This is a genomic window from Thermobispora bispora DSM 43833, from assembly GCF_000092645.1.
Classification (GTDB): domain Bacteria; phylum Actinomycetota; class Actinomycetes; order Streptosporangiales; family Streptosporangiaceae; genus Thermobispora; species Thermobispora bispora.
Genome location: NC_014165.1, coordinates 541,417 through 565,829, shown reverse-complemented (window position 1 = coordinate 565,829; position 24,413 = coordinate 541,417). Strand labels below are relative to the sequence as shown.

General features: G+C 72.5%; 24 protein-coding genes and 1 tRNA gene. 6 read left to right on the top strand and 19 right to left on the bottom strand.

Annotated elements, in window-relative coordinates; all coding sequences use genetic code 11:
• Nucleotides 1-10 precede the first annotated feature (10 nt).
• From TBIS_RS02580 to TBIS_RS02555, 6 genes are all read right to left on the bottom strand, one after another.
• The gene (locus TBIS_RS02580) at nucleotides 11-790 is read right to left on the bottom strand and encodes an SDR family NAD(P)-dependent oxidoreductase (RefSeq protein ID WP_013130776.1); all 780 of its coding nucleotides are present in this window, start codon (nucleotides 788-790) and stop codon (nucleotides 11-13) included.
• A 32-nt stretch (nucleotides 791-822) separates the two neighbouring features.
• Complete coding sequence (locus TBIS_RS02575) at nucleotides 823-1,638, bottom strand: energy-coupling factor ABC transporter ATP-binding protein (RefSeq protein ID WP_013130775.1); 816 nt, start codon at nucleotides 1,636-1,638, stop codon at nucleotides 823-825.
• Nucleotides 1,639-2,017: 379 nt separating this feature from the next.
• Nucleotides 2,018-2,776, bottom strand: coding sequence for a cobalt ECF transporter T component CbiQ (gene cbiQ, locus TBIS_RS02570; protein WP_013130774.1), 759 nt, complete (start codon nucleotides 2,774-2,776; stop codon nucleotides 2,018-2,020).
• A 257-nt stretch (nucleotides 2,777-3,033) separates the two neighbouring features.
• Nucleotides 3,034-4,065 (bottom strand): energy-coupling factor ABC transporter permease, encoded by a 1,032-nt coding sequence (locus TBIS_RS02565; RefSeq protein ID WP_013130772.1) that lies wholly within the window; start codon nucleotides 4,063-4,065, stop codon nucleotides 3,034-3,036.
• Nucleotides 4,066-4,137: 72 nt separating this feature from the next.
• Nucleotides 4,138-5,898 carry a glycosyltransferase family 2 protein gene (locus tag TBIS_RS02560; RefSeq protein WP_013130771.1) on the bottom strand — a complete coding sequence of 587 codons (1,761 nt, stop codon included), beginning with the start codon at nucleotides 5,896-5,898 and terminating at the stop codon, nucleotides 4,138-4,140.
• A 355-nt stretch (nucleotides 5,899-6,253) separates the two neighbouring features.
• Nucleotides 6,254-6,709: a winged helix-turn-helix transcriptional regulator gene (locus TBIS_RS02555; protein WP_041431891.1), complete on the bottom strand. Its 456-nt coding sequence runs from the start codon at nucleotides 6,707-6,709 to the stop codon at nucleotides 6,254-6,256.
• A gap of 205 nt (nucleotides 6,710-6,914) precedes the next feature.
• On the opposite strand from TBIS_RS02555, the gene TBIS_RS02550 reads away from it, so the two are divergent.
• A complete protein-coding gene (locus TBIS_RS02550) occupies nucleotides 6,915-7,799 on the top strand; it encodes an NAD-dependent protein deacetylase (protein WP_013130769.1) in 885 nt (294 codons plus the stop codon).
• A gap of 39 nt (nucleotides 7,800-7,838) precedes the next feature.
• Here the strand turns inward: TBIS_RS02550 and TBIS_RS02545 are convergent, their stop codons facing one another.
• From TBIS_RS02545 to TBIS_RS02525, 5 genes are all read right to left on the bottom strand, one after another.
• Nucleotides 7,839-8,195, bottom strand: coding sequence for a PEP/pyruvate-binding domain-containing protein (locus tag TBIS_RS02545; RefSeq protein ID WP_158306168.1), 357 nt, complete (start codon nucleotides 8,193-8,195; stop codon nucleotides 7,839-7,841).
• A gap of 1,038 nt (nucleotides 8,196-9,233) precedes the next feature.
• Nucleotides 9,234-9,306 (bottom strand) — tRNA-Thr (locus TBIS_RS02540).
• A gap of 39 nt (nucleotides 9,307-9,345) precedes the next feature.
• The gene (gene rlmB, locus TBIS_RS02535) at nucleotides 9,346-10,314 is read right to left on the bottom strand and encodes a 23S rRNA (guanosine(2251)-2'-O)-methyltransferase RlmB (RefSeq protein ID WP_013130768.1); all 969 of its coding nucleotides are present in this window, start codon (nucleotides 10,312-10,314) and stop codon (nucleotides 9,346-9,348) included.
• 22 nt (nucleotides 10,315-10,336) lie between these two features.
• The gene (cysS, locus tag TBIS_RS02530) at nucleotides 10,337-11,731 is read right to left on the bottom strand and encodes a cysteine--tRNA ligase (RefSeq protein WP_013130767.1); all 1,395 of its coding nucleotides are present in this window, start codon (nucleotides 11,729-11,731) and stop codon (nucleotides 10,337-10,339) included.
• Nucleotides 11,732-11,854: 123 nt separating this feature from the next.
• The gene (locus tag TBIS_RS02525; protein WP_013130766.1) at nucleotides 11,855-12,232 is read right to left on the bottom strand and encodes a PPOX class F420-dependent oxidoreductase; all 378 of its coding nucleotides are present in this window, start codon (nucleotides 12,230-12,232) and stop codon (nucleotides 11,855-11,857) included.
• Nucleotides 12,233-12,436: 204 nt separating this feature from the next.
• Here TBIS_RS02525 and TBIS_RS02520 point away from each other — a divergent pair, with 204 nt between their 5' ends.
• Complete coding sequence (locus TBIS_RS02520; protein WP_050760411.1) at nucleotides 12,437-13,948, top strand: DUF2637 domain-containing protein; 1,512 nt, start codon at nucleotides 12,437-12,439, stop codon at nucleotides 13,946-13,948.
• A gap of 376 nt (nucleotides 13,949-14,324) precedes the next feature.
• On the opposite strand, the gene TBIS_RS02515 is transcribed toward TBIS_RS02520, so the two are convergent.
• The 3 genes from TBIS_RS02515 to TBIS_RS02505 all read right to left on the bottom strand — a co-directional run bounded on the left by TBIS_RS02515 (nucleotide 14,325) and on the right by TBIS_RS02505 (nucleotide 15,778).
• Nucleotides 14,325-14,600, bottom strand: coding sequence for a GlsB/YeaQ/YmgE family stress response membrane protein (locus tag TBIS_RS02515; RefSeq protein ID WP_013130764.1), 276 nt, complete (start codon nucleotides 14,598-14,600; stop codon nucleotides 14,325-14,327).
• Between the two features lie 199 nt (nucleotides 14,601-14,799).
• Nucleotides 14,800-15,261: a 2-C-methyl-D-erythritol 2,4-cyclodiphosphate synthase gene (ispF, locus tag TBIS_RS02510; protein WP_013130763.1), complete on the bottom strand. Its 462-nt coding sequence runs from the start codon at nucleotides 15,259-15,261 to the stop codon at nucleotides 14,800-14,802.
• A 25-nt stretch (nucleotides 15,262-15,286) separates the two neighbouring features.
• Nucleotides 15,287-15,778: a CarD family transcriptional regulator gene (locus tag TBIS_RS02505; RefSeq protein ID WP_013130762.1), complete on the bottom strand. Its 492-nt coding sequence runs from the start codon at nucleotides 15,776-15,778 to the stop codon at nucleotides 15,287-15,289.
• Between the two features lie 272 nt (nucleotides 15,779-16,050).
• On the opposite strand from TBIS_RS02505, the gene TBIS_RS19265 reads away from it, so the two are divergent.
• Complete coding sequence (locus tag TBIS_RS19265) at nucleotides 16,051-16,659, top strand: copper chaperone PCu(A)C (RefSeq protein ID WP_158306167.1); 609 nt, start codon at nucleotides 16,051-16,053, stop codon at nucleotides 16,657-16,659.
• Nucleotides 16,660-16,755: 96 nt separating this feature from the next.
• Here TBIS_RS19265 and TBIS_RS02495 read toward each other — a convergent pair whose 3' ends face one another.
• Nucleotides 16,756-17,436 (bottom strand): winged helix-turn-helix domain-containing protein, encoded by a 681-nt coding sequence (locus tag TBIS_RS02495; protein ID WP_482255526.1) that lies wholly within the window; start codon nucleotides 17,434-17,436, stop codon nucleotides 16,756-16,758.
• A 5-nt stretch (nucleotides 17,437-17,441) separates the two neighbouring features.
• Entirely contained in the window at nucleotides 17,442-18,617 is a 1,176-nt protein-coding gene (locus TBIS_RS02490) for a sensor histidine kinase (RefSeq protein WP_013130759.1), read from the bottom strand.
• A 113-nt stretch (nucleotides 18,618-18,730) separates the two neighbouring features.
• Here TBIS_RS02490 and phoU point away from each other — a divergent pair, with 113 nt between their 5' ends.
• Nucleotides 18,731-19,387, top strand: coding sequence for a phosphate signaling complex protein PhoU (phoU, locus tag TBIS_RS02485; protein ID WP_013130758.1), 657 nt, complete (start codon nucleotides 18,731-18,733; stop codon nucleotides 19,385-19,387).
• A gap of 591 nt (nucleotides 19,388-19,978) precedes the next feature.
• Here phoU and TBIS_RS02480 read toward each other — a convergent pair.
• The 3 genes from TBIS_RS02480 to mshA are packed head-to-tail and all read right to left on the bottom strand — an operon-like array spanning nucleotide 19,979 to nucleotide 22,620.
• Nucleotides 19,979-20,722: a phosphoglyceromutase gene (locus tag TBIS_RS02480; protein WP_013130757.1), complete on the bottom strand. Its 744-nt coding sequence runs from the start codon at nucleotides 20,720-20,722 to the stop codon at nucleotides 19,979-19,981.
• A gap of 59 nt (nucleotides 20,723-20,781) precedes the next feature.
• A complete protein-coding gene (locus TBIS_RS02475; protein WP_013130756.1) occupies nucleotides 20,782-21,303 on the bottom strand; it encodes a type III secretion system chaperone family protein in 522 nt (173 codons plus the stop codon).
• Between the two features lie 30 nt (nucleotides 21,304-21,333).
• Nucleotides 21,334-22,620 (bottom strand): D-inositol-3-phosphate glycosyltransferase, encoded by a 1,287-nt coding sequence (gene mshA, locus TBIS_RS02470; protein ID WP_013130755.1) that lies wholly within the window; start codon nucleotides 22,618-22,620, stop codon nucleotides 21,334-21,336.
• A gap of 133 nt (nucleotides 22,621-22,753) precedes the next feature.
• Between mshA and TBIS_RS02465 the strand changes: the two genes are divergently transcribed.
• Together TBIS_RS02465 and TBIS_RS02460 are read left to right on the top strand one after the other, a co-directional pair.
• Nucleotides 22,754-23,506: an SDR family NAD(P)-dependent oxidoreductase gene (locus TBIS_RS02465; protein WP_013130754.1), complete on the top strand. Its 753-nt coding sequence runs from the start codon at nucleotides 22,754-22,756 to the stop codon at nucleotides 23,504-23,506.
• Complete coding sequence (locus TBIS_RS02460) at nucleotides 23,503-24,369, top strand: hypothetical protein (RefSeq protein ID WP_013130753.1); 867 nt, start codon at nucleotides 23,503-23,505, stop codon at nucleotides 24,367-24,369. Before TBIS_RS02465 ends, TBIS_RS02460 begins: the two co-directional genes overlap by 4 nt.
• Nucleotides 24,370-24,413: the final 44 nt, after the last annotated feature.

The window sequence follows — 24,413 nt, the reverse complement described above, 5'->3', positions numbered from 1 at the left end:
GGCGCCACCCTCACTTGGGCTGGAACCGGATACCGGCGTCGAACCGGATGACCTCGCCGTTCATGTAGTCGTTCTCGATGAGCGACCGGACGAGGTGGGCGAACTCCTCCGGGCGGCCCATGCGCTTCGGGAACGCCACCGGGGCGAGGAGCCGGGCCTTGAACTCCTCGACGTCCTTGCTGCCGATGGTGCCGTAGATCGGGGTGTCGATGATGCCCGGGCAGATGGTGAGCACGCGGACACCGATGACCGACAGGTCACGGGCGGCCGGCAGGGTCATACCGATGATGCCGCCCTTGGACGCGGAGTAGGCGACCTGGCCGGTCTGGCCCTCGATGCCGGCGACCGACGAGGTGTTGATGATCACACCGCGGGAGTTGTCGCTGTCCACGGGGTCGGTCTTGGCCATGGCGGCCGCGCCGATCCGCATGAAGTTGAAGGTGCCGATCAGGTTGACGTCGATCACCTTGCGGTAGGAGGCGAGGCTGTGCGGCGAGCCGTCCCGGTTCACGGTCCGCTCGGCCCAGCCGATGCCCGCACAGTTGATCACCGCGCGCAGCGGCTTGCCGGTGGCGACGGCGGCGTCGACCGCGGCCTGCACCGAGGCCTCGTCGGCCACGTCGGTCTGCGCGAACACACCGCCGATCTCGTCGGCGATCTTCTTGCCCCGCTCCGCGTTGATGTCCGCGACGAGCACCGTGGCGCCGATTCGTGCCAGCTCACGGGCGGTGGCCTCACCGAGGCCGCTCGCGCCGCCCGTGACGATCGCAGCTGCTCCGTTCAGATCCATACCGCGACCATAACCGACGACCGAATCAAGTTCTACGCGGGGTGGGTAAACGAGCGCTGCGCCGCCGGGACGCTGAAGCCGTACGGCAGCTCGAGCCGGTGGGCGGCGAGCAGGTCGGCGTCGGCGAGCAGCTCGGCCGTGGGCCCGTCCGCGACGATCACCCCGCCGGAGAGGATGAGCGACCGCTCGCACAGCTCCAGCGCGTACGGCAGGTCGTGGGTCACCATCAGGACGGTGACGTCCAGGCTCTTCAGGATCTCGGCGAGCTCGCGGCGGGAGGCGGGGTCGAGGTTGGACGAGGGCTCGTCGAGCACGAGGATCTCCGGCTCCATGGCGAGCACGGTCGCCACCGCGACCCGGCGCCGCTGCCCGAACGACAGGTGGTGCGGCGGCCGGTCGATCGCGTCGAGCATGCCGACCCGGGCCAGCGCGTCCCGCACCCGCCGCTCCAGCTCGGCGCCGCGCACCCCGAGGTTCGCCGGGCCGAAGGCGACGTCCTCCCGCACGGTGGGCATGAAGAGCTGATCGTCAGGGTCCTGGAAGACCAGGCCCACCCGGCGGCGGACCTCCCGGAGCGTGTCCTTGCGCACCGGGATCCCGGCCACCTCCACCGTCCCGTGCCCGGGGGTGAGGATGCCGTTGAGGTGGAGGACGAGCGTGGTCTTGCCCGCCCCGTTCGGGCCGAGCAGCGCGACCCGCTCGCCGCGCCGGATCGTGAAGTTCACCCCGAACAGGGCCTGGGTGCCGTCCGGGTAGGCGTAGGCGAGGTCGCGTACGACGAGCGAGGGCGGCGCGCCCGCCGCGCGCTCCGCGCCCTCCGCGTGCCGCTCACCGGCCGGGCCGCTCATTCTCCCTCTCCTGTCCGGTTCTCCGCCGCCTCCGGCGGGGACGTCACCAGGGTATGCGCCCGGCCGTACCGCGGCTTCCCGGGTGGTCACCATCGGGCTCCTTCCCTGCGCCGGATGAGTTCCTCCGCGTTCCCGCGCCGGGCGGGTGCCTGGACGGCCCGGCCGGGGCGGGCTCCTTCGGTCGGCGCCGTGCCGGTTCCGTCGCGGACCGGGCCGGCTCCCTCGCGCGCTACCGGGCCCGCGAGACCGTGACCCGCCGGGCCAAGGCCGGGAAGCGGCTCCTTCACTCGCACCGGTCCGCGCCTGGACGCCCTGCCTGCCCGTCACGTGCCGGCCGGGCCGGCGGCCTCCCGGTGCGGGCCGCCGGCGGGCGTGCCGGTCACGGCAGGGTCCACGCGAGCACGGCGGTGACCGCGGCGAGCACCGGGACCGACGCGGCGGCGGCCCACTGCCGGCCCGACGCGGGCAGCTCGTCGATCACCGGCATCCGGCCGGTGTAGCCGCGGCTCAGCATGGCGATGTGCACCCGCTCCCCGCGCTCGTAGGCGCGGATGAAGAGCGCGCCGAGCGACTTGGCCAGCACCGGGGCCTGCCGCAGGTCCCGGGCCACGAAGCCCCGCGACTCCCGGGCGATCCGCATCCGCCGCATCTCATCGAGGATCACGTCCAGGTAGCGGAGCATGAACATCGCGATCTGCACCATGAGCTGCGGCAGGCGGAGCCGCTCGGCGCCGTAGAGCAGCATCCGCGGCTCCGTGGTCGCGGCCAGCAGGATCGAGGCCGCCACCCCGAGGGTCGCCTTGGCGAGGATGTTCCAGCTCGCCCAGAGGCCCTCGACGCTCAGCGGGACGCCCAGCACCTCGACCCGCTCGCCCATGCCGATGATCGGGATCGCCACGGCGAAGAGGACGAACGGCACCTCGATCGTCATCCGGCGCAGCAGGAACGCGGCCGGCACCCGGGCGGCGAGCGCCACGCCCGCGAGCAGGAGCGCGTACACGCCGAACGCCCAGAACCGCTCGCGCGGGGTGGCGACCACCGCGACGGCGAAGGCCAGGGTGGCGGCGAGCTTGCACTGCGGGGGCAGCCGGTGGACCGGGGTGTCGCCCGGGAGGTGGAGCCGGTGCCCGGCGCTCATCCGCGCCTCCCGGCCACGTAGGGCACGCGACCGGCGCTCATCCGCGTCTCCCTGCCATGTACGGGGCGCTCATCCGCGCCTCCCGGACGGGGACGGCCGGACCACGCGAACGGGGCTCACCGCGCCGGGCCGCACGGCGGCGCTCGGCGTGTCATCGCGGCCGGCGTGGGCGGGGCCCGCGGTGCCGTTCACGGCCGCGCCGGCCACCCCCGGGGGCGTTCCGCGCGTCCACGGGGTCGCGCCGCCCATGGGCGGGGTCATGCCGCCGCCTTGTCCCGGTTCCGGCGCCGCGCCGCGGTGAAGATCAGGCCGCCGGCCACGACCGTGATCCCGACCCCGATGACCCCGGCCGCCCCGGTGGCGAGCATCTCGTTCTCCACGCCCTTGACCGCGTAGTCGGCCATGGGGCCGTCCTCCAGCGGGTGCGGCTGCGCCACCGTGTCGAAGCCCTTGTCCTCCGCCACGCGCTCCAGGCCGTCCGGGGCGGAGGAGGCGAAGAGGGAGACCACGCCGGCGAGCAGCAGCGCCACCAGCCCGCCGCCGAGGAGGAACGGGCGCAGGCCGGTCCGGGCGGGCTGCGCGTCGGGCTGCTCCGGGGTGACCACCTTCTCCCCCTCGGAGGTGCGCAGCACCAGCGGGCCGGCCAGCCCGCGCGCGCCGTACACCAGGTCCGGCCGCACCGCGAGCACGGCGCTCACCACGAGCGCGGTGATCAGGCCTTCGCCGATGCCGATCAGCACGTGGACGCCGCCCATCGCGGCGGCCACGGCCGCCACGTCGATCGGGGCGGTGCCGCCCAGCCAGAACAGCAGCGTGAACGCGAGCGCCACCACCGGCACGGAGACCAGCGCGGCGAGGAACGAACCGGCCACCGCCACGGCGCGGCTTCGCGGCCGGCCGCGGGTGACGAGCCGGAAGACGCCCCAGCCCACCGCGGATCCGACGATGGCCATGAGGGTGATGTTGACGCCGAGCGCGGTCAGGCCGCCGTCGGCGAAGAAGACCGCCTGCACGAGGAGGACCACGGCGAGACATAACACGGCCGTGTACGGCCCGGCGAGTATCGCGGCGAGCGCCCCGCCCAGCAGGTGCCCGCTCGTCCCGGCGGCGACCGGGAAGTTGAGCATCTGCGCGGCGAAGATGAACGCCGCCACCAGGCCCGCCATCGGCGCGGTCCGGTCGTCGAGCTCGCGCCGGGCGCCGCGGAGGCTCACCGCCACCCCGGCCGCCGCGACCAGCCCGGTGCCCACGGACACGGGAAGGTTGAAGAATCCGTCTGGAACGTGCATGTCTCATCCCCTACGAGTGGGCGGTTTGTCCCAACTCTAGGGCGATCGCTTGCAGTTGCAAAGTCTTTGCAATTAGGTCCGGCGGATCCGGCGGACCAGCCTGCGGAACACCACCCGCGGGGAGGACACCACCACCGAGGTGCTGAGCCGCCGGTTCACCGCCGTCGCGTACGGCCGGGCCGTCCACCGCACCGGCCCACGCCACCAGCGCAAAGATCGGCCCAGGTTCTCCGGGCAGTCCACCTTCACCGGGAAGCGCAGCGGCGGGCCGCCCACGTCGAGCTCCAGGTAGGCGTCCCACACCCCGGGCCAGAACCCGCACGTCTGCGCGCTAAACGTCCCCGGCCCGGTCACCGCGGCCGGCTCGCGCACCTCCAGCCCGGAGGTCCGCTCCCGCCACACGAGCTGCCGCACCGCCGGCGCGGCCGGGGCCTTGGCCACCCGCACCCGGCCGTCCACCCGCAACCGCCGGCCGACCCACTCCGTGCGCGTGAGCCGTACCGAACCCGGGACCCGGATCACGTGCCCGCCGACGTCCACCCCCAGGCGGCCGTCCGGGGTGAAGAACGGCCCCACCACCCGGCGGCCGGCGAACCGCAGGCGCGGCACAGTCACGTTCGCGTCGCGCACCTGCCCGAACGGGGCGGTGCGGCGGGTGCCGTGGCACTCGACCACCGCGTGCACGTCCCACACCCCAGCGGGGAGCGACCGCGCCGGGATCACCGCGCAGATCAGGTCCGCGACGCTCGTCACCCCCGGCCGCCACTCCCGGCCGGAGGCCCGCTCCCGCAGGATCAGCCCCGGCCGGCCCGGAATGCCGTCGAGCGCGACCCGCCCGCAGATCAGCAACCGGTCGCCCTGCCACTCCAGGCCCGTCAGCCGGTGGGTGAGCCGCGCCTGCTCCACCTCGGCCAGCCGTACCAGGTGCGTGATGTCGTCGAGCGCCTCGACCCGGGCCCGGTCGGTGAGGCTCAGCAGGTCCAGCACGCCCCGGGTCAGCCACTGCGCGCAGATGTCCGCCGTCTCGGCGACGATCTTCTCCCGGTCCTCCTCCCGGGCCGCCAGGAACGGGGCGCCGAGCTGGGAGAGGACGTCCAGCCGGAAGTGCCGCGCCAGCAGGCGGTCGCGGAGCGGGCCGGGCGGGACGTGCCGCCCCAGCACCGCGAGCGGGACACGGATCATCTGCAGCCAGGCGAGCGGGTCCCCGGACGGCTCCTCGCGGCGGGACGGCGGGCCGCCGCGCTCCCCCACCGCCACCGCCGAGATCACCTCGGCGTGGCAGTACGCGTGGACGGCGAAGACCATGTCCTCGCCGATCCGGAGGGTCTCGTCGAAGCGGATGCGATGCCGTTCGAGCATCGACCGCCGGAACAGCTTGGCGCAGGTGAGGTCGTCGTAGACCGAGCCGTCCGCTAACGCCTCCCGGGCGGCGGCCCGCGGGAACGCCCGGCCCTCGGCCGCCCGGAGCACGATGTCGGCGCCCTGCCCGTCCGCCACCGCGAGCATCCGGCCCAGCACCTCGGGGCCGAGCTCCTCCTCGGGATCGCCGAAGTACACGAAGCGGCCGCGCGCCGCGTCCAGGCCCCGGTTGCGCATCCGGCCCGGCAGCCCGGGGCCCGGCTCCTGGATCACCCGGACCACGCCCGGGTGGTACACCGCGTAGAGCCGGAGCAGACGGCGGACCTCCTCGGACGCGCCGTCATCGACCACGATGATCTCTTTGCGGACGCGCTGCACCAGCAGCGAGGTCAGGCAGCGGTCGAGAGACGTGCGGGAGCCGTACGCTGGCACGACCACGCTGACGTCGACCGCGCCGACACCCTCCGCCTCCATCGCCCCCCATTATGTGCCGCCCCACTGCCCCGACCTGGGATTTCAAGGCCCGGCGTGCCGCGGGCAAACCCGTCGCCAAGCGAGCGGCGCGCGGAGTTCTCCGGAACGCCGCCCGAGCCGGTGAGCCGCACGGCCGTCCGCTTTGTACCGGACGTGCCGTCCCCCACATCAATTACGACGAACCGCGCTCGGCGCCGGATCCGCGAAGATCACAAATGTGGCGCGCATCATCCCGGGCGCCGGGTGCGCCCGGCGGCCGGGGCATGGTGGGCTGCCTACCCGGGTGCACGCGGGCACGCCGGGCCGCCTCGGGTGGGCCCGGTGGCCGCGGGGCCTCGCGCCGTTCCCTCCGCGGTCAGATCCGCTCCGGGGTGGCGACGCCCCGGCCGATGGGGGAATGCGCACCCGTACGGGCCTCGCCGCCGCAGTGGCGGCAGACCACCACGGGGTCGAGGACCTCCCCGCAGGAGTGGTGCCACCGGACCGGCGGGTCACCGGAGTTGAGATGCCGGTCGCCCCACTTCATCAGCATCAGCAGGACGTCGAACAGCTCGGCACCCGCGGGCGTCAGGTGGTACTCGTAGCGAACCGGGTGATCCCGGTACTGTTCCCGCCGGATCACCCCGGCGGCCTCTAGCTTGCGCAGGCGAGTGGTGAGGATGTCCCGGGGAGCGCCGGTGTGGCGCACGATGCCGTCGAAGCGCCGCACGCCGTAGCTGATCTCGCGGATCACCAGCAGACTCCACCGCTCGCCGACCAGGTCCAATGTGTCGGCAATGGAGCACTCGCGCGGCCGAGCCTCCCTTGGCACGTTCCGTAGCTTAATCACCCGGGAGAACCACTCCCGTCGCTTGAGGCCCATGCGTCCCACCATGCGGACGGTCACTTCTTCCGCGATATGCGGCACGGTGGGGATGCCGCCGGGAGGGGGCGGTGAGACCTGGCGGTTCGCCCGGTGAGCGGCCTGCCGGGTACCTCCTGCCGCGAACCTGGGGCACCATGGAGCGGTGACCGAGGTGGCGGACGGACTCGCGGCCGGCGGCGTCGGCACGGCGCACGCGCGGCCGTGCACCGTCGATCCCATGGGGCTGCTCGCCGACCTCGTCGCGGACGGCGAGGTGGTCGTGCTGAGCGGGGCCGGCCTGTCCACCGAGTCCGGCATCCCGGACTACCGCGGGGTCAACGGCCGGCTGCGCCGGTCCCAGCCGATGACGTACCAGACGTTCATCGGCAGCGCGGCGGCCCGCCGGCGGTACTGGGCGCGCAGCCACCTCGGCTGGCGGCACATGGCCGAGGCCCGCCCCAACGCCGGCCACCACGCCGTGGCCGAGCTGCAGCGCCGCGGCCTGGTCGCCGGGATCATCACGCAGAACGTCGACGGCCTCCACCAGGCGGCCGGAGCCCGGGACGTCATCGAGCTCCACGGCAGCCTCAGCCGGGTGCGGTGCCTCGGCTGCGGTGAGCGCACCCCGCGGGAGGTGCTCGACCGGCGGCTCCGGGAGGCCAACCCCGGGTGGACCGCCCGGGCCGGCGCCGTCAACCCGGACGGGGACGTCGAGCTCTCCGACGAGGAGATCGCGGGCTTCCGGGTGGTGGACTGCGCGTCCTGCGGCGGGGTGCTCAAGCCCGACGTGGTGTTCTTCGGGGAGAACGTGCCCCGGGACCGGGTCGCGGCCTGTCTGGAGCTGGCCGAGCGCGCCGGGCTGCTGCTCGTCCTCGGCTCCTCGCTCGCGGTGATGTCCGGGTACCGGCTCGTACGGCACGCCGCCGATCACGGGATCCCCATCGCGATCATCAATCAGGGCCCGACCCGGGGCGACGCCCACGCCCTGGTCACCATCGACGCCCGGCTCGGCTCGGCGCTCCCCCGGTTGCTCGCCAGGCTCGACGCGGCCTGGTGAGGAGGCGCCGTCCGGCGCCCGGGCGCGGCGCGGCCGCGTTCAGGGGCCCAGGGCGCTGCGGCGGCCGGTGATCGGCCGGGCCTGCAGGATGGTCAACCCGGTGGCCGGGTGCCAGCTCCACTCGATGTCCACCGGAGTGCCGAGCACCTGGGCGGCCCGTAGCACGCTCACCCGGACCGCGTCGAGCCGCTCGGTGTCCAGATGGGGCGGTTCAGCCGTCTCCTCCTCGACCACCGCCCGTCGTACCGGGTCGAACCTGGCCGCGAAGGCCTGGCGGGCGGGCCGGCGTCTCCGCACGGAGCCGTCGCGGGCGAGTTCCACGTGCTCGGGCACCACCCGGCCGTCGACCAGGGGTGCGCACAGGCCGCGCACCGCCTCGATCACCCAAGGTCTCACCGGCTGAGGGCTCGCTCCGATCACGTCGATCGGGGCGGAACATGAAGCCCGGGGACAACGGCTCACCGGCATCGCCGATGCGCGGCCGCCGCTCGATTTACCGCGACGCGGCGGTTCGCCCGTGTTTCACCGGCCGGTGAGCAGAACTTCCAACGACATCCGGGGTAGATCCCCCGGAAATGGCGAACCGGAGTAGCGAAAAGGGACGAATCAAGGCCGCCACGTCGCGATCCCACAGCCGCGAATCTCGGATAGGCCGACCGGGGCGGAACGCGGCGTCTTCCAGCGTGCATTTCTGAAGGCCACCCACCGCTGATCAAGGGTGATGCAGCGCACGCCGGCCCGGTAGATGATCACCTACCAGCCGCTATGCGGCTCTCCGCCCGACCGAGCTCATCGGCTCAGGGGTGAGTGACCCTGAACCGTCATCCCTGACCTGTGCTGCCTGGCGACCACCGGGGCAGATCATGGTCAGCGAGCTGTGGCCCAGCGGTGATCCGAAATACAGACCACATCTCTGCACAGGGGCCCGGCCGCGAGACAGACTTGAGCACCCATGGTCGCCCGTAAAGCTTGCCGAATCAGAGGTCACAGCCGGCGGGCGGAAATGCCCCTCTTCGTGGACTTAGCGGGAGCTTAGGCACATGCACGGATCATGATGGGCGTTTCACAGAGACGAGAAAGCCGATCCGCCGTCAGGTCTCGCGACCGCGCTGACGTGGCACCGCGCTCCGGACGCCACCGGGACACGGCGATGAACCGCTGAACGGATCACGTCGAGGCCGCGCCCGGCAGACTCGGGCATCCCCGCATCGCCGCTCGGCCGGGCCGCGCCCACACCGCTCGGCCGGGCCGCGCCCACACCGCTCGGCCCGGCCGCGCCCACACCATCGTCGCCCGGACGAACGCCGTGATCCTCAACTGCAGGGGACGCTCACGATCAGGTCCGCCATGCCGGCGGATCGCATGAGCGGCGCGCAAAGATCCCGGACACGAATAAAGGCCCCCGGACCACGGGCCAGGGGCCTCACCTGCGAGAGCCGCCTTGGGGACTCGAACCCCAGACCTTCTGTTTACAAGACAGATGCTCTGCCGGTTGAGCTAAGGCGGCGTGTCATCACAAGAGTTTAGTAGGCCGAGGAAGGCCACGTCACTGTGTCACCGCTTGACGACGCCGCCGGGCGATCTCGTAGAGCGCGATCCCGGCCGCCACGCCGGCGTTGAGCGACTCGACCCTCTCCCCCATGGGGATGCGGGCCAGCATGTCGCAGGTCTCGCGCACCAGCCGGGAGAGGCCCTTGCCCTCCGAGCCGACGACCAGCACGAGCGGTTCGGTGAGGAGCGTGTTGTCCGCGATCTCCTCCTTGGCGTCGCCGTCCAGCCCGACCACGAACAGGCCTTCCTTGCGGTACGCCTTGAGGGTCTGGGTGAGGTTGGAGGCGCGGGCGACCGGGAGAGTGGCGAGGGTGCCGGCGGACGTCTTCCACGCCCCGGAGGTGACCCCGACCGACCGGCGGGAGGGCACGACGATCCCGTGCGCCCCGAAGGCCGCCGCCGAGCGGGCGATCGCCCCGAGGTTCCGGGGGTCGGTCACGCCGTCGAGCGCGACGATCAGCGGCACCTCGCCCGCCTGGTGGGCCGCCTCCACCAGGTCGTCCGGGTGGGCGTACTCGTACGGCGGGATCTCGAGCCCGATGCCCTGGTGCACGGCGCCGCCGGTGAGCTGGTCGAGCCGGTCCCGGGAGACCTCGACCATCGGGATGTCCCGGTCCGCCGCGATCTTGATCGCCTCACGGACCCGGTCGTCGGTGTCGATGCGGTAGGCCACGTACAGCACGCGGGCCGGAATGTCCGCGCGCAGCGCCTCGACCACCGGGTTGCGGCCGGCGATGATCTCCGCCCCCTCCTCGAGGAAGGGACGGCTCGGCGTGCGGGCGAGGGCGGGCGCCTGAGCGGCGGCTGCGGCCTTGCGTTGCCGTTCGGCGGCCCGGACCCGCTCCTTGTACCAGTGCCGCATGTGAGCGGGCGGCGTCGGCCCACGGCCCTCCAGGGAGCCCCTGATCTTGCCGCCGGAGCCCTTCTGCTTCTTCGCGGGCTTCCCTGAAGTCTTTCGCGCCATGGGACCTAGCCTACGGCCGGCGCTAGCGTGCCAGTTCCCAGCGCGTGCCCTGCGGGGTGTCCTCCACCACGATGCCGGCGGCGGCGAGCCGGTCGCGGATCGCGTCCGCGGTGGCGTAGTCCTTCCTCGCCCGGGCGGCCTGGCGCTGCTCGAGCGCGATGGAGACCAGGGCGTCCACGACCTCCCGCATCGCGGAGCCGTTCCGCGACCGCCAGGGTTCGGCGCGCGGGTCGAGGCCGAGCACGTCGAGCATGTTCTGCGTCTCGGCGAGCAGCCGGGCGACCTGCTCCTTGTTGACCTGGGAGATCGCGATGTTGCCCTCGCGGACGACCTCGTGGACCACGGCGAGCGCCTGGGGCACGTTGAGGTCGTCGTTCATCGCGTCGACGAAGGGCTGCGGGAGCGGCGCGGCCGCGTCCACGTCGTGGATCATCTCGGCCGCCCGGTTCACGAACCCCTCGATCCGCCGGAACGCCGCGGCGGCCTCCTTGAGCGCCTCCTCGGAGTAGTCGAGCTCCGAGCGGTAGTGGGCGGCGACGAGGTAGTACCGCAGCTCGATCGGCCGCACCTTGCGGAGGATCTCGGAGATCAGCAGCGAGTTGCCGAGCGACTTGCTCATCTTCTCGCCGCCGACCTTGAGCAGGCCGTTGTGCACCCAGTAGCGGGCGAACCCGTCACCGGCCGCCTGCGACTGGGCGATCTCGTTCTCGTGGTGCGGGAAGATCAGGTCAACCCCGCCGCCGTGGATGTCGAAGGTCTCGCCGAGGTACTTGGTCGCCATGGCCGAGCACTCGAGGTGCCAGCCCGGGCGGCCCCGGCCCCACGGCGTCGGCCAGCTCGGCTCACCCGGCTTGGCGCCCTTCCACAGGGCGAAGTCGCGGGGATCGCGCTTGAGCGACTCGTTCTCGGTGTCCCCGGCCGGCCGCATGTGCTCCAGCCTCTGGTTGGAGAGCCTGCCGTACCGGTCGGCGAAGGAGCGCACGTCGAAGTAGACGTCGTTGCCTGCGACGTACGCGTGCCCCTTGTCGAGGAGCCGCTTGATCAGCTCGATCATCTCCGGGATGTGGCCCATCGCCCGCGGCTCGACCGTCGGCGGCAGGCAGCCGAGCTGGTCGTACGCCCAGGTGAACAGGCGCTGGTTCCGTTCGGCGACGACGAACCAGGGCACCCCCTCCTCGGCGGCCACCTTGATGATCTTGTCGTCGAGGTCGGTGACGTTCCGGCAGAACGTCACGTCGTACCCCAGCCGCATCAGCCACCGGCGCAGCACGTCGAAGGCGACGCCGCACCGGATGTGGCCGATGTGCGGCGGAGCCTGAACGGTCGCGCCGCACAGATATATCGAGACCCGTCCCGGGTTGATCGGCACGAATTCGCGGACCGTACGCGTGCTGGTGTCGTAGAGGTGCAGGCTCACAAAGGCAAGGCTAATGCCTATTCGCACAGGACAGGCCTACTTGTGGAGTCATGACCCGGACGGCTGGCGTCCGGGGCCGCGTCACACCACCCCGGGAGCCCTCGACCTGCCCATCGGCACCACTCAACGCACGAATACCTTTTTCGGCGTGATTCGCACGATTACCCGCTCGCCGTCCGGGTGGACATCCCACGGCCGGCCCGTGTACTTGCGGGAAAGCTCCTGAATCAGATCCGCCTCCGGATCGTCGATCATGGTCGCGATTCCGCGGACCTCGGCGTACCGATACGGATTCCCGGAGTCCATGACGAGGATCGACACGCGCGGGTCCCGGAGGATGTTCCGGTGCTTGCGGCGGCCCTTCACCGTGGAGAAGAGGATGTCGCCGCCGTCCGTCTTCACCCAGACCACCGAGGTGTGCGGCGAGCCGTCCGGGTTGAGGCACGCGACGGTCGCGTGGTTGACACCGTCGAAGAGCTCACGGGCGGAGTCCGGCAGCAACGTTCCTCCCTCTGATCGGCGCCGACAAGCCCGATCATGCCACCGCCCCGAAGGCCTCGCCCGGGTCATCGGCGCATCCGGTGTCTTGGGAACGCTGGATCTATCGGTCCGATTCTGTAGGCTCCCATCGTCATGGACGCCATCCCCCCCGCTCGACCCGGCGTCGCCGAACCCCCCGCACGCCGGCCGTCCGCGTTCGCAACGGTGCTGCGGCGCCTCGCGATCGGCGCCGCCTCCCTCGCCCTGGCCGCGCTGACCGTGGCGGCCTGCGCGCTCTCCTTCGACGACCTGCGCGCGTTCGCCCTGGCCGGGGGCGCCCCGGCCGAGCTCGCGGCCCTCTACCCCGCGGCGTTCGACGTCCTCCTCGCCGTGGCGCTGCTGACCCTGCCACTGGTGCGCGGCGGGTCCCGGCTGCTGCTGTTCCAGGCGGGGTTCGTCCTGTGCGTGCTGCTGGTCGCGGCCGCCGCGACGACGAGCACCATGGCGGCCGGCCTCACCCTCGACCCCCACACCGCCTCGATCGTGATCGCGCTCCTGCCGTGGGTGATGCTCGCGATCGGCTTATGGCTGCTGCTGCTCCTGCTCGCGCACGCGCGGGCGAACCGGGTCGAGCCGGACGGTACGGCCGGCGCCGACGACCTGTTGCCGTTCGAGCCCGCGCGGCCGGAGCCCGCCGAGCCGCCCGCAGAGGTACGGCAGGCCGGCCCGCAGGCGCGGGACGCCGGAGACGCGCAGGGACCGGCCGGCGACCGCACCGCGGACGCCGAGACGGCAGAGGTACGGCCGGCGGCGCAGGCGGATGAGCCCACCGCCTCCGGCACCGCCCTCGCCGCTTCAGAGCCCTCCGGAGACGAGCACGCCGCGGCCGAGCCCCCGGACCGGCCCGCCGGCGGCCCGGACGCCACGGAGCCCCCTTCCCACGAGCCGTCCGGCGCGGAGAGCCCGGCCCCGGCGGACCCGGCGGCGGAGACCGGCACGGCCTCCCCCGGCCGGCAGGAGCCGCACGACGCCGCCACGCCCGGTGCGGAGCCGGCCCCGGCCACCGCCCCCGTGGCGGATGCGGGCACGCCGTCACCCGAGCCCGAGGCCGCCGAGCCGGCCGAGAGCGCGGCCCGGACCGCGCCTCAACCGGAATCCCCGCAGGCGCCCGAGGCGGAGGCTCAGCCGGCCGGCGGGGATCGCCGCGAGGACGGGTCCGACACGGGGTCTGCGAGGGCACGGTCCGCGAGGGCGCGCCGGTCTGCGGCCGCCGCCGAAGCCCCGGAGGCCGCCGCCGAGGCCCCGGAGCCGGATCCGGCCCAGGCGCCCGGGCGTACCCGGCCGCTCCGCTGGGGCGACCTCAGGCGCCCGCCCAAGGGCGACGTGCTCGTCTACCCGAAGCGGTCCCAGGAGGCCGCGGAGCAGGCCACGGCCGATGCCTCCCCGTCGGCACCGGCCTCGTCCACGGAGCCGGCGGCATCCCCGTCCGCGAGGGCTGAGACCGCGTCCGGTTCGGCCGCGGATCCGGAGACCGGCGGCGCACCGGCGCAGCCCGAGGCAGAGGACACCCAGCCGGTCCGGAGGCCCCGCCGGGGACGGGCCGCCAAGGCGGAGCAGGCGGCGCAGCCCGCCACCGAAGAACCCGGCGCACAGCCCGAGGACTCCTCCGCAGAGCCCACGGTCCCGCTCCAGCCGCCCTCGGGCCGGATGCGGAGCACGCCCCGGCCGCCCCGCTGAGCCGTCGCGGGCGGCTTGGCTGGTGGTGAACCGGGGCCGGTCCGTCAGAAGGTCGCCGAAGCCGGTGTGCCGGGCGACCGGGTCTCCTGGGCCGGCCGGCCAGGTCTTCGGGGGGCGTCCCCTGCGGGTCTCGGATGTGCCGGGCCGCCGGGCGACGCCGCACGACGCCCGCGTCCGCCGAGGCCTGCCAGGCCGTGACCATCGGCTCGTTCTGGGCCGCCCTGGCGCCGAGCACCGCTTCGACGACCGCCGGGCGTCCGGGGTGCGTGCCGCCGTGACCGGGCGGGCCGGCATCGCCGGCCGCCCGGATCCGCGTGACCCGCTCACATACGAAAGCCCGGCGGACGCTTGCCCGCCGGACACCCGTCACTGCCGGTTAGACGCGTGACCTGCCCCGGCTCCGGCCCCGGATTCCGCTGAACAGGGCGACACCCACGACCGCGAGCAGGATCTGCATGAAGAGCTCGATCCAGTCGATGCCAGGGGTCGTCGCCACGCCCATGACCTGAGCGAGGGCGGTGCCGATCAGGGCGGCGACGATGCCGATGGCGATCGTCCACACCCAGGTGATCTGCTGCTTACCCGGCAGCAGCAAGCGCGCGATCACGCCAACGATGGCGCCTATGATGATCGCGCCGATAATCGCCGTCATCTCGACCTCCCGGTCTGCAGGGGCGCCCCTGAGGGCCGCGGTGTGGATGTACCCCCAGCCCGGGAAATATGCCGATGGGAGAGGAGAAACCGGGAAAAAGAAAAGAGGCGACGGCTCGTCCCGCGCCTCGTTGAGCCGCCGCCTCACGCCTTAAGAGGACACCCAGGCGTTGATGCGGTTGACGTATGCGGTTAGGTCCTTAAGACCGGGGGAAGACGATGGCGGTGGCGATCGCCGCGATGCCCTCGCCCCTTCCCGTCAAGCCAAGGCCGTCCGTGGTGGTCGCGGCCACGCTCACCGGTGCACCGGCGGCCGCGCCCAGGGCCTTCTCCGCCTCGGCACGGCGTGGCGCCACCTTAGGGCGGTTGCCGATGATCTGGACCGCCAGATTGCCGATCTCGAATCCGGCGGCTCGCACTCTCCGGGCCGTCTCCTCCAGGAGCACGGCACCGGACGCCCCCGCCCAGCGTGGGTCGGCCGTACCGAACAATCCGCCGAGGTCGCCGAGTCCCGCGGCGGAGAGGAGGGCGTCACAGCACGCGTGTGCCGCCGCATCCCCATCGGAGTGACCGGCCAGTCCGGGCTCACCCGGCCAGTGCAGACCGGCGAGGTAGAGCTCTCTTCCGGGAGAGAACGGATGGACATCGACTCCGATACCCACCCGTGGTGCCGTCGCGTTCAGGAGATCAGCACCTCGCCGAGTTCAGCACCTCGTCGAGCAGGGCCTCGGCCTTGTCCTCGTTGGTGTTCTCGGCCAGCGCCAGCTCGCTCACCAGGATCTGCCGCGCCTTAGCGAGCATTCGCTTCTCACCGGCCGAGAGGCCGCGCTCCTTGTCCCGCCGGTACAGGTCACGGACGACCTCGGCCACCTTGTTGACGTCACCGGACGCCAGCTTCTCAAGGTTGGCCTTGTAGCGCCGCGACCAGTTGGTCGGTTCCTCCGTGTGCGGCATCCGCAGCACGTCGAAGACGCGCTCGAGGCCCTCCTGGCCCACGACATCGCGCACCCCGACGAGTTCTGCGTTCTCCGCGGGAACCTGCACGGTAAGGTCGCCCTTGTCGACCTTCAGCACCAAGTAGGTCTTCTCCTGACCGTTGATGGTGCGGGTGGTGATGGCCTCAATGCGAGCAGCCCCATGGTGGGGGTAGACGACCGTGTCGCCGACCTTGAAAGTCATGTGACGAGTACCCCTTCCGCTGTACTCGAGAGTACCACGCGCCTCGCGCCCCCCGGAACAGTGAAAGGAACATAACTGCAGGTCAAAGCCGCGTTTTGGGTCTTGACAGGCCGTCAACGATGTGAACCGGCATTTCGGTACATGGCGTGACCTGCACCGCTGTCAACCCGGGGCGCGACCGCCGTACCGGCGGGGAGCGCCCACCAGACCTCCCGTGGGCGTGGATAAGGTGTGTGCTGCCCATCTACGTGCGTACCAAGGAGACTTGCACCGTGACCAGCAGCAGACGCAGGGCGATCGCCGCAGGAGCGCTTCTCGCCGCCGTCATCCCTGCCCTGGCCGCGTGTGGCGCCGGTTTCACCGCCAACACCAACAAACCGTACGCTCCCACCGAGGCCGGTGTCCTGATTAGCGCCGAGTCCGACGGACCGTTCAGCAATCCGTACGAAGTGAAGGGCATCCAGGTGCCCCAGGCCTTCATCCTCGGGCCCGACTCGGGGGCGCAGATCGCGGCCGGCGGCTCGGCTCCGCTCTACCTCACCCTCACCACCAGCGGGGGCACGGACACCCTGACCGCGGTCACCCCTGACGAGCAGAAGGCCACGCAGGTCACGCTGCCCGGCCCGGTCCAGGTGACCTCGGAGGGGCTCGCCCGGACGACCGGGGCGCTGCTGCAGGGTCTGAAGCAGCCGCTGCGGGGCGGTGAGTACATCCAGCTCAGGCTGCAGTTCCAGAACGCCGGCGAGATCCCGCTCACCGTGCCGGTCGTGACGCGCAGCCGTGAGTTCGCCACGCTCCCGCCGGCGCCCCAGCCGACCGAGACCGCGGCCACCCCGACGGAGACCCCGGAGCCCTCGCCTTCCCCGACCACCGAGCCGTGAGGCCGCACCGGGCGGCGAGATCTGAACGGCCTGGGGCGTACGGCACCGCCGTACGCCCCTCATCGTTTCCGGGGTCGGTTCTCCGCGTTTCCGGGGTCAGTTCTCCGCGGTCTCGAACTTGTAGCCCAGGCCGCGGACGGTGAGGATGTACCGGGGCTTGGACGGATCGGGCTCGATCTTGGCCCGCAGCCGCTTGATGTGCACGTCGAGCGTCTTGGTGTCGCCCACGTAGTCGGCGCCCCAGACCCGGTCGATGAGCTGGCCGCGGGTGAGCACCCGCCCGGCGTTGCGGAGCAGCACCTCGAGCAGCTCGAACTCCTTCAGCGGGAGCTGGACCTTCTCCCCGCGCACGGTCACCACGTGCCGGTCGACGTCCATCCGGACCGGACCGGCCGCGAGCACCGAGGACGAGGGCTCCTCGGCGTCGCCCCGGCGGCGGAGCACGGCGCGGATCCGCGCCACCAGCTCCCGGGAGGAGAACGGCTTCGTCACATAGTCGTCCGCGCCGAGCTCCAGGCCCACGATCTTGTCGATCTCGCTGTCCTTCGCGGTGAGCATGATCACCGGTACCTTCGACCTCTGCCGGAGCGAGCGGCACACCTCGGTCCCCGGCAGGCCCGGGAGCATGAGATCGAGCAGGACGAGGTCGGCGCCCTCGCGGTCGAAGACCTCCAGCGCCTCGGGTCCGCTGGCCGCGACCGCGACCTCGAACCCCTCTTTGCGCAGCATGTACGACAAGGCGTCGGAGAACGACTCTTCGTCCTCGACGACGAGCACGCGGGTCACTGAGCGGCCTCCACAGGGGTGTCGGTTCGGGATGAGGCGGGCTCACCGGCGTACGCCGGGAGCCGGAGGGTGAACGTCGATCCGGAGCCTTCCTTGCTCCACACCGTGACCTCGCCGCCGTGCGCGACGGCGACGTGCTTGACGATCGCGAGCCCGAGCCCGGTGCCGCCGGTGGCCCGCGACCGGGCGGCGTCCACCCGGAAGAACCGCTCGAAGATGCGCTGCTGGGCCTCCTCGGGGATGCCGATGCCCTGGTCCGCCACGCTCACCTCCACGTGCCCGTGCGCGGACCGGGAGCTCACCACGACCCGGGTCTTCTCGGGGCTGTACGCGATGGCGTTGTCGATCAGGTTGCGGAGCGCGGTGACCAGCAGGTCATCGTCGCCCCACACCTGCAGGCCCTGGGCACCGGCGGTGACGAGCTGAATGCCCTTGGCCGAGGCCTTGGTGTTGCACCGGTCGATCGCCTCCCGGATGACGTCGTCGACCAGGACCGGGGCCGGTGAGGGGATGGGCTCCCCGCCCTGGATCCGGGAGAGCGTGATCAGGTCCTGGATGAGGTTGGTGAGGCGAGCCGCCTCGTGCTGCATCCGGCCGGCGAAGCGCCGCACCGCCTCGGGGTCGTCGGCCGCCGCCATGACCGTCTCCGCGAGCAGGCTGAGCGCGCCGACCGGGGTCTTCAGCTCGTGGCTGACGTTCGCCACGAAGTCCCGGCGGACCGCCTCGACCCGCTGCCGCTCGGTCTGGTCCTCGGCGAGGACGAGCACCTGCCCGTCGGTGCCGAGCGGGGCCACCCGGACCGCGAAGGTCGTGGTGTCCTGCCCGAACCTGCCGCCCCTGGTCTCGATCTCGCTCTCCCGGATCTCCCCGTCCCGGCGGACCTTCCGCGCCATGGCGAGGAGCTCGGCGGCCATCAGGGTGTCGCCGCGCACCAGGCCGAACGCGCGTGCCGCCGGGCTCGCCCGGAGCACGCGGTCGTCGCGGTCGAGCACCACGGCGGAGGATGGCAGGACGGCGAGGACGGAGGCGACCCCCGGCGCCAGGTCGTCCCCCCGATCGCGCTGGCGCATGCTGAACTCCAGGGTCCGGACGATCGCGAGCATGACGAACGCGCCGACGAGGAATCCGCCCATCGCCGCCAGGCTCGCCAGCAACTCATTCACTCTCAGCATGCTATGCCGCTTTTTCGCTGATCATCACGTGCAAATGGCGCCCCGCACGCGTTTCCGGAAATGTTCATATTGCGGTCAGGTGGCGTTAACCATTTCCTGAATAGCGTGGCGGCATGCGCGACGCCTATCACGAAGAGCTCAATGCCCTCACCGCGCGCCTTCTCGAGATGTGCAGGTTCGTGCGGTCGGCCATGTCCCGGGGGACGACGGCGCTGCTCGGCGCCGACCTGGCGCTGGCGGAGAGCGTGATCGCCGACGATGCGGAGATCGACCGGCGCTACGCGGAGGTCGACTCCTCGATCCAGCTGCTGCTCGCCACCCAGCAGCCCGTGGCGGTCGATCTGCGCACCGTGATCACCGCTCTGCGCATCTCGGCGGATCTCGAGCGGATGGGCGATCACGCGGAGCGCATCGCCAAGATCGCGCGAATGCGCCATCCCGAGCCGGCGGTCCCGGCCGAGGTGCGGGACACCATCGCCGAGATGGGGGCGATCGCCGAGGATCTGATCAGCAAGACCGCCTCCGTGATCGAGTCGCGCGATGTGGATCTCGCCAGGCGGCTGGTCAAGGAAGACGACGAGATGGACCGGCTGCACCGGCGGCTCTTCCGCGTCCTGCTCTCCGCGGACTGGCCGCACGGCGTCGAGGCGGCGATCGACGTCACGCTCATCGGCCGGTACTACGAGCGGTACGCCGATCACGCCGTGCGGATCGCCCAGGACGTGATCTACCTGGCCACCGGCGACCGCGACGCCGATGGCGCGGGCTGAGCCCGCTCACGGGCGATGGCGGCCCGGCGCCGGTGGCCCGCCGGTACGGCCCGGAGGCGAGGCCATCCGGCTGAGCCTTCTCCGGCCGGCGACGCCTGACCTCCACCCGCGATGCCGCAGGGGATCCCGGCATCCCCGGCCGCCGCGGGGAACCCAACCTCACTCGGCGCGGCGCACCTCCGGTCGCGCCGCGGAGAAATGAACCTTGGACACCGAGGCGGCCGCGACCCGCGGGACGCGGCCCCGGCGAAGCCCTGGTTCGGGGGCTGGGACTTCGGAACACGCCTCGCCCACGCCCGGCCCGGTGGGGCGGGCCACGCGACGCACCGGGGACCGCCCCACCACCGAAGCCTCACGATCGGCTGCGCGCAGCCCAACGATCGCGTGCGCGCGCCACCCGCCGGCGCGCCGCATCCGGCCGGCGGTCCGGCTTCGCCGTGGCGCTCATCTCCGCCACCGGCCGGGTGGGCACGCCGTACCGCGAGCTCCGCGGCGAGGGAGACGAGCCGATGCGCCCCGCCGCGCGGGGCGTGATGATCATCGGCCGGCCCGGGCCCGCCCGCCCCGCGCCTGGGCCGGCCGTCGCGGCGGTTACTTCTTCCCCTGGTTGGCGACCGCCTCGATCGCGGCCTTGGCGGCCTCGGGGTCGAGGTACTCGCCCGGGCCCTTCGGCCGGAAGTTCTCGTCGAGCTCGTAACGGAGCGGGATGCCCGTCGGGATGTTCAGCCCGACGATGTCCTGGTCGCTGATGCCCTCCAGGTGCTTGACGAGGGCGCGCAGCGAGTTGCCGTGCGCCACCACCAGCACGGTCTTGCCCGCGGCGAGGTCCGGGACGATCTCGTCGTACCAGTACGGCAGCAGCCGCGCGACCACGTCCTTGAGGCACTCGGTCCGCGGGATGAGCTCGGGCGGCAGGTTCGCGTACCGGCGGTCGCCGCGCTGGGAGAACTCGTCGTCGTCGGCGATCGGCGGCGGCGGCACGTCGTAGGAGCGGCGCCAGAGCATGAACTGCTCGTCACCGAACTGGGCGCGGGTCTGCGCCTTGTCCTTGCCCTGCAGCGCGCCGTAGTGACGCTCGTTCAGCCGCCAGGAGCGCTTCACGGGGAGCCACAGCAGGCCGGCCGCCTCGAGAGCGAGGTTCGCCGTCTTGATCGCACGGGTGAGCACGGAGGTGTGCACCACGTCCGGGTAGATGCCCTTCTCGACGAGGAGCCGCCCGCCCCTGCGGGCCTCTTCCTCACCCGCCGGTGAGAGGGTGACGTCCACCCAGCCGGTGAACAGCCCCTTGAGGTTCCATTCGCTCTCGCCGTGCCGCAGCAGGACCAAAGTCGCCATGGCGCCCATCCTATGGGGACGCGCCTCCCCGCGGCCTGACGGGTCGATCGGCCCGCGGCTCACCGGATCGATCGTCCGGGCGTCAACTCCCCGAGCCGGCCTCGACGACCCGGGCGAACGGCCGGAGGTTGGCCAAAGACTCGCCCCCGCTTGACGCGCCACTCCCACTCGCGGCGGATCGAGGAGGCGAACCCCAGCTCGATGGCGCGCTCGAACGACTCGTCCGCGTAGGTGAGCACGCACCCGAGCAGCCGGTCGATCTCCTCCGGCGTCACCGCGTCGATCGGGATCCGGCCGACGAGGTACACGTCGCCGATCTCGTCGAGGGCGAAGTGCACGCCGTACATCGACCCGTTCTTCCGGAGCAGCCACCGGTAGAACTCGGCGTGGTTCTCGTCCGGCTTGCGGCAGAAGAACGCCTCGATGTTGAGCGCCTGGTCGCCGAGGATGAGCCAGGTCATGGTGGCGAGCTTGTGCTGCCCGGGGAGCTTCACGAGGAAGGCCCCGGGCCTCGGGCGCTCGTACGAGAGCACGGCCGCGGCAAGCGCCGACTCGATCACGCCTTCCAGGTCCGACCTCATGGTTCCACCCTACGAGCCGGCGCTGAACCGCTAGGAGTTGGCCCCGACCGGGACGGTGCGGTGGACCCGCTCCAGGGCCTCCGTGTAGACCTCGGCGAGCCGGGCGGCCGTGGCCGACCAGCCGAACCGGGCGGCGTGCCGTACCGCGCCGGCGGAGAGCGCGGCGAGGCGGTCCGGGTCGTCGAGCAGCTCGGCGAGGGAGGCGGCCCACTGCCGCGGGTCGTGCCCGTCGACGAGCACGCCGGAGACGCCGTGCCGTACGGCGGTGCGCAGCCCGCCGACCGAGGCCGCGGCGACCGGCGTGCCGCACGCCTGGGACTCCAACGCGACCAGCCCGAACGACTCGTTGTGCGACGGCACCACGGTGAGGTCGGCGGCCCGGTACCAGTCGGCCAGCTCGGGCTGCGGGGCGGGCGGCTCGAGCCGCACCACGTCGGCGATCCCGAGCTCGGCGGCGAGGTCGGCGAGGAGGGACGGGCGGGCGAGCCCGTTGCCGCTGGGGCCGCCCACGCAGGCGACGATCAGCCGGGACCGCAGCTCGGGCCGCTCGGCGATCATGATGGCGGCGGCCCTGAGCATCACATCGGGGGCCTTGAGCGGCTGGATGCGGCCGACGAAGAGGAGCACCCGCGCGTCCGCGGGCAGGCCGAGGCGGCGGCGGGCCGCGGCCTTCGGTGCGGGCCGGAAGATGTTCAGGTTGACGCCCGGGTTGACCACGGTGACCCGCTCCGGCGGCGCGTGGTACAGCTCGATCAGCTCCCGCGCCTCGGTCACCGTGTTGGCGACCAGCCGGTCGGCGACGTCGACGACCTGCTCCTCGCCGAGCACGCGGATCGCGGGCTCCGGCTTGTCGCCCTCGGCGAGCCGCAGGTTCTTCACCTTGGCCATGGTGTGCATGGTGTGCACGAGCGGCACGCCCCAGCGCTCCTTGGCGAGCCAGCCGACCTGCCCGGAGAGCCAGTAGTGCGAGTGGATCACGTCGTAGCGCCCGGGCTCGTACATCGCCTCGGTGCGCAGCACGCCGGAGAGGAAGCTGCAGAGCTGCCCGGGGAGGTCGGCCCGGTCCAGCTCCTCGTACGGCCCGGCCGTGACGTGCCGGACGAGGACGCCCGGGTGGAGCTCGACGGCCGGCGGCAGGTCGCGGGCGGTCCGGCGGGTGAAGATCTCCACCTCGATGCCGAGGTCGGCGAGGCGTCTGGCGACCTCGACGATGTAGACGTTCATTCCGCCCGCATCGCCCGTCCCGGGCTGGTCCAGCGGGGACGTGTGTACGCTGATCGTCGCCACTCGGTTGACCCGACGCCGTCTGGCCGCCACCCGAACCACCTCCGAAAGGCTGATAACCCTAAGAAGTCTCACGAGATTCCCCTGGACCGTCAGATCGCTCGGAAAGCGGCCAATGGGAGGATCGGCTCAGCCGGAGCGGAAGACGACGCGGAAGGACTGTGGGGTGACGAAGAAGACTGCGGTGGTGACCGGCGCGAGCAGCGGGATCGGCGCGGCGACGGCCCGCAGGCTCGCCGCCGAGGGGTACCAGGTCGTGGCCGGGGCGCGGCGGCGGGATCGCCTGGAGAAGCTCGCCGCCGAGGTCGACGGGATCATCCCGGTGACGCTCGACGTCACCTCCCAGGAGTCCGTCGACGCCCTCGCCGCCTCGCTCGACCGCTGCGACGTGCTGGTGAACAACGCGGGCGGCGCGATCGGGCTGGAGCCGGTCGCCGAGGGGAGCGTCGAGGACTGGCAGCGCATGTACGACGTGAACGTGCTCGGCACGTTCCGGATGACCCGGGCGCTGCTGCCGAAGCTGATCGAGTCCGGGGACGGCGTGCTGGTGCTCGTCACCTCGGTCGCCGGGCACGTCTCGTACGAGGGCGGGGGCGGATACTGCGCGGCCAAGCACGCCCAGGCCTCGATGGCCGCGACGCTCCGGCTCGAGCTGTGCGGCCGGCCGGTCCGGGTGATCGAGGTGGCCCCGGGCATGGTGAAGACCGAGGAGTTCTCGCTCACCCGCTTCCGGGGCGACGCCGAGCGGGCGGCCAAGGTCTACGAGGGCGTGCCGGACCCGCTCACCGCGGACGACATCGCCGACGTGATCGCCTTCGCGGTCACCCGTCCCCCGCACGTGAACATCGACCAGATCGTGGTACGGCCGCGCGCCCAGGCGGCGCAGCACAAGGTGCACCGGGTGACCCAGGACGCATGAGCCTCACCGCACCGGCGGACCGGCGGGCCGGCCGGGGCGCGCACGTCCTCGATCCACGATCGCGGGCCGGTGCGCGGGCCCGCCCGATCGGGATGATCACCCGCGGCACCACGGGGCAGAACCGGCTCCGCCGCTGCGACCGGTGGATCGCCGCGGTGTACGGCCCGCTGCTGCGCTCGGCCGCGCCGCCCCTCGTGGTGGACCTCGGCTTCGGCGCGTCCCACGTCACCACGCTGGAGCTGTTCACCCGGCTGCGGCGGGTGTGCCCGAGCGTGGAGGTCGTGGGCGTCGAGATCGACCCGGCCCGGGTCGCCGCGGCCAAGCCGTACGAGCGGGAAGGGCTCTCGTTCACCCTCGGGGGCTTCGAGCTGCCGGTCGGCCGGCCGCCGCTGCTGGTGCGCGCGTTCAACGTGCTGCGGCAGTACGAGGAGGAGGCGGCCTGGGCCCACTGGGACCTGCTGCGTTCCGGCATCCACCCGGACGGCGTGATCGTCGAGGGCACCTGCTCGGAGGTCGGCCACCGGGCCACCTGGGTGGCCCTCGGCGCCGAGGGGCCACGGACGCTCACGTTCGCGGCGCGGTTCACCGGCTTCGAGCGCCCGTCGGATCTCGCCGAGCGCCTGCCGAAGACGCTGATCCACCGCAACGTCCCCGGGGAGCGGATCCACGCCTTCCTCACCGACTGGGACCGGGCGTGGGCCGCGTGCGCGCCGTTCGGCGCGTTCGGCATGCGGCAGCGGTGGATCAAGACGGCCGAGCTGCTCGCGCGGGACTGGCCGGTGGCCACCGCGCCCCCGCTCGGCGGGCGCTCCCGGTGGCGGCTCGGCGAGCTCACCCTCCCCTGGTCGGCCGTGGCCCCGTGACCGGCCCGCGGAGATCAATCGCGAGGGGAATTCCCGGGCGCGCC

Coding starts and splice junctions, on each gene's coding strand:
- TBIS_RS02580 (WP_013130776.1), bottom strand. CDS start 790: ATGGATCTGAACGGAGCAGCTGCGATCGTCACGGGCGGCGCGAGCGGC.
- TBIS_RS02575 (WP_013130775.1), bottom strand. CDS start 1,638: ATGAGCGGCCCGGCCGGTGAGCGGCACGCGGAGGGCGCGGAGCGCGCG.
- cbiQ (WP_013130774.1), bottom strand. CDS start 2,776: ATGAGCGCCGGGCACCGGCTCCACCTCCCGGGCGACACCCCGGTCCAC.
- TBIS_RS02565 (WP_013130772.1), bottom strand. CDS start 4,065: ATGCACGTTCCAGACGGATTCTTCAACCTTCCCGTGTCCGTGGGCACC.
- TBIS_RS02560 (WP_013130771.1), bottom strand. CDS start 5,898: ATGGAGGCGGAGGGTGTCGGCGCGGTCGACGTCAGCGTGGTCGTGCCA.
- rlmB (WP_013130768.1), bottom strand. CDS start 10,314: ATGGCGCGAAAGACTTCAGGGAAGCCCGCGAAGAAGCAGAAGGGCTCC.
- TBIS_RS02515 (WP_013130764.1), bottom strand. CDS start 14,600: ATGACGGCGATTATCGGCGCGATCATCATAGGCGCCATCGTTGGCGTG.
- TBIS_RS02505 (WP_013130762.1), bottom strand. CDS start 15,778: ATGACTTTCAAGGTCGGCGACACGGTCGTCTACCCCCACCATGGGGCT.
- TBIS_RS02490 (WP_013130759.1), bottom strand. CDS start 18,617: ATGCTGAGAGTGAATGAGTTGCTGGCGAGCCTGGCGGCGATGGGCGGA.
- phoU (WP_013130758.1), top strand. CDS start 18,731: ATGCGCGACGCCTATCACGAAGAGCTCAATGCCCTCACCGCGCGCCTT.
- TBIS_RS02480 (WP_013130757.1), bottom strand. CDS start 20,722: ATGGCGACTTTGGTCCTGCTGCGGCACGGCGAGAGCGAATGGAACCTC.
- TBIS_RS02475 (WP_013130756.1), bottom strand. CDS start 21,303: ATGAGGTCGGACCTGGAAGGCGTGATCGAGTCGGCGCTTGCCGCGGCC.
- TBIS_RS02460 (WP_013130753.1), top strand. CDS start 23,503: ATGAGCCTCACCGCACCGGCGGACCGGCGGGCCGGCCGGGGCGCGCAC.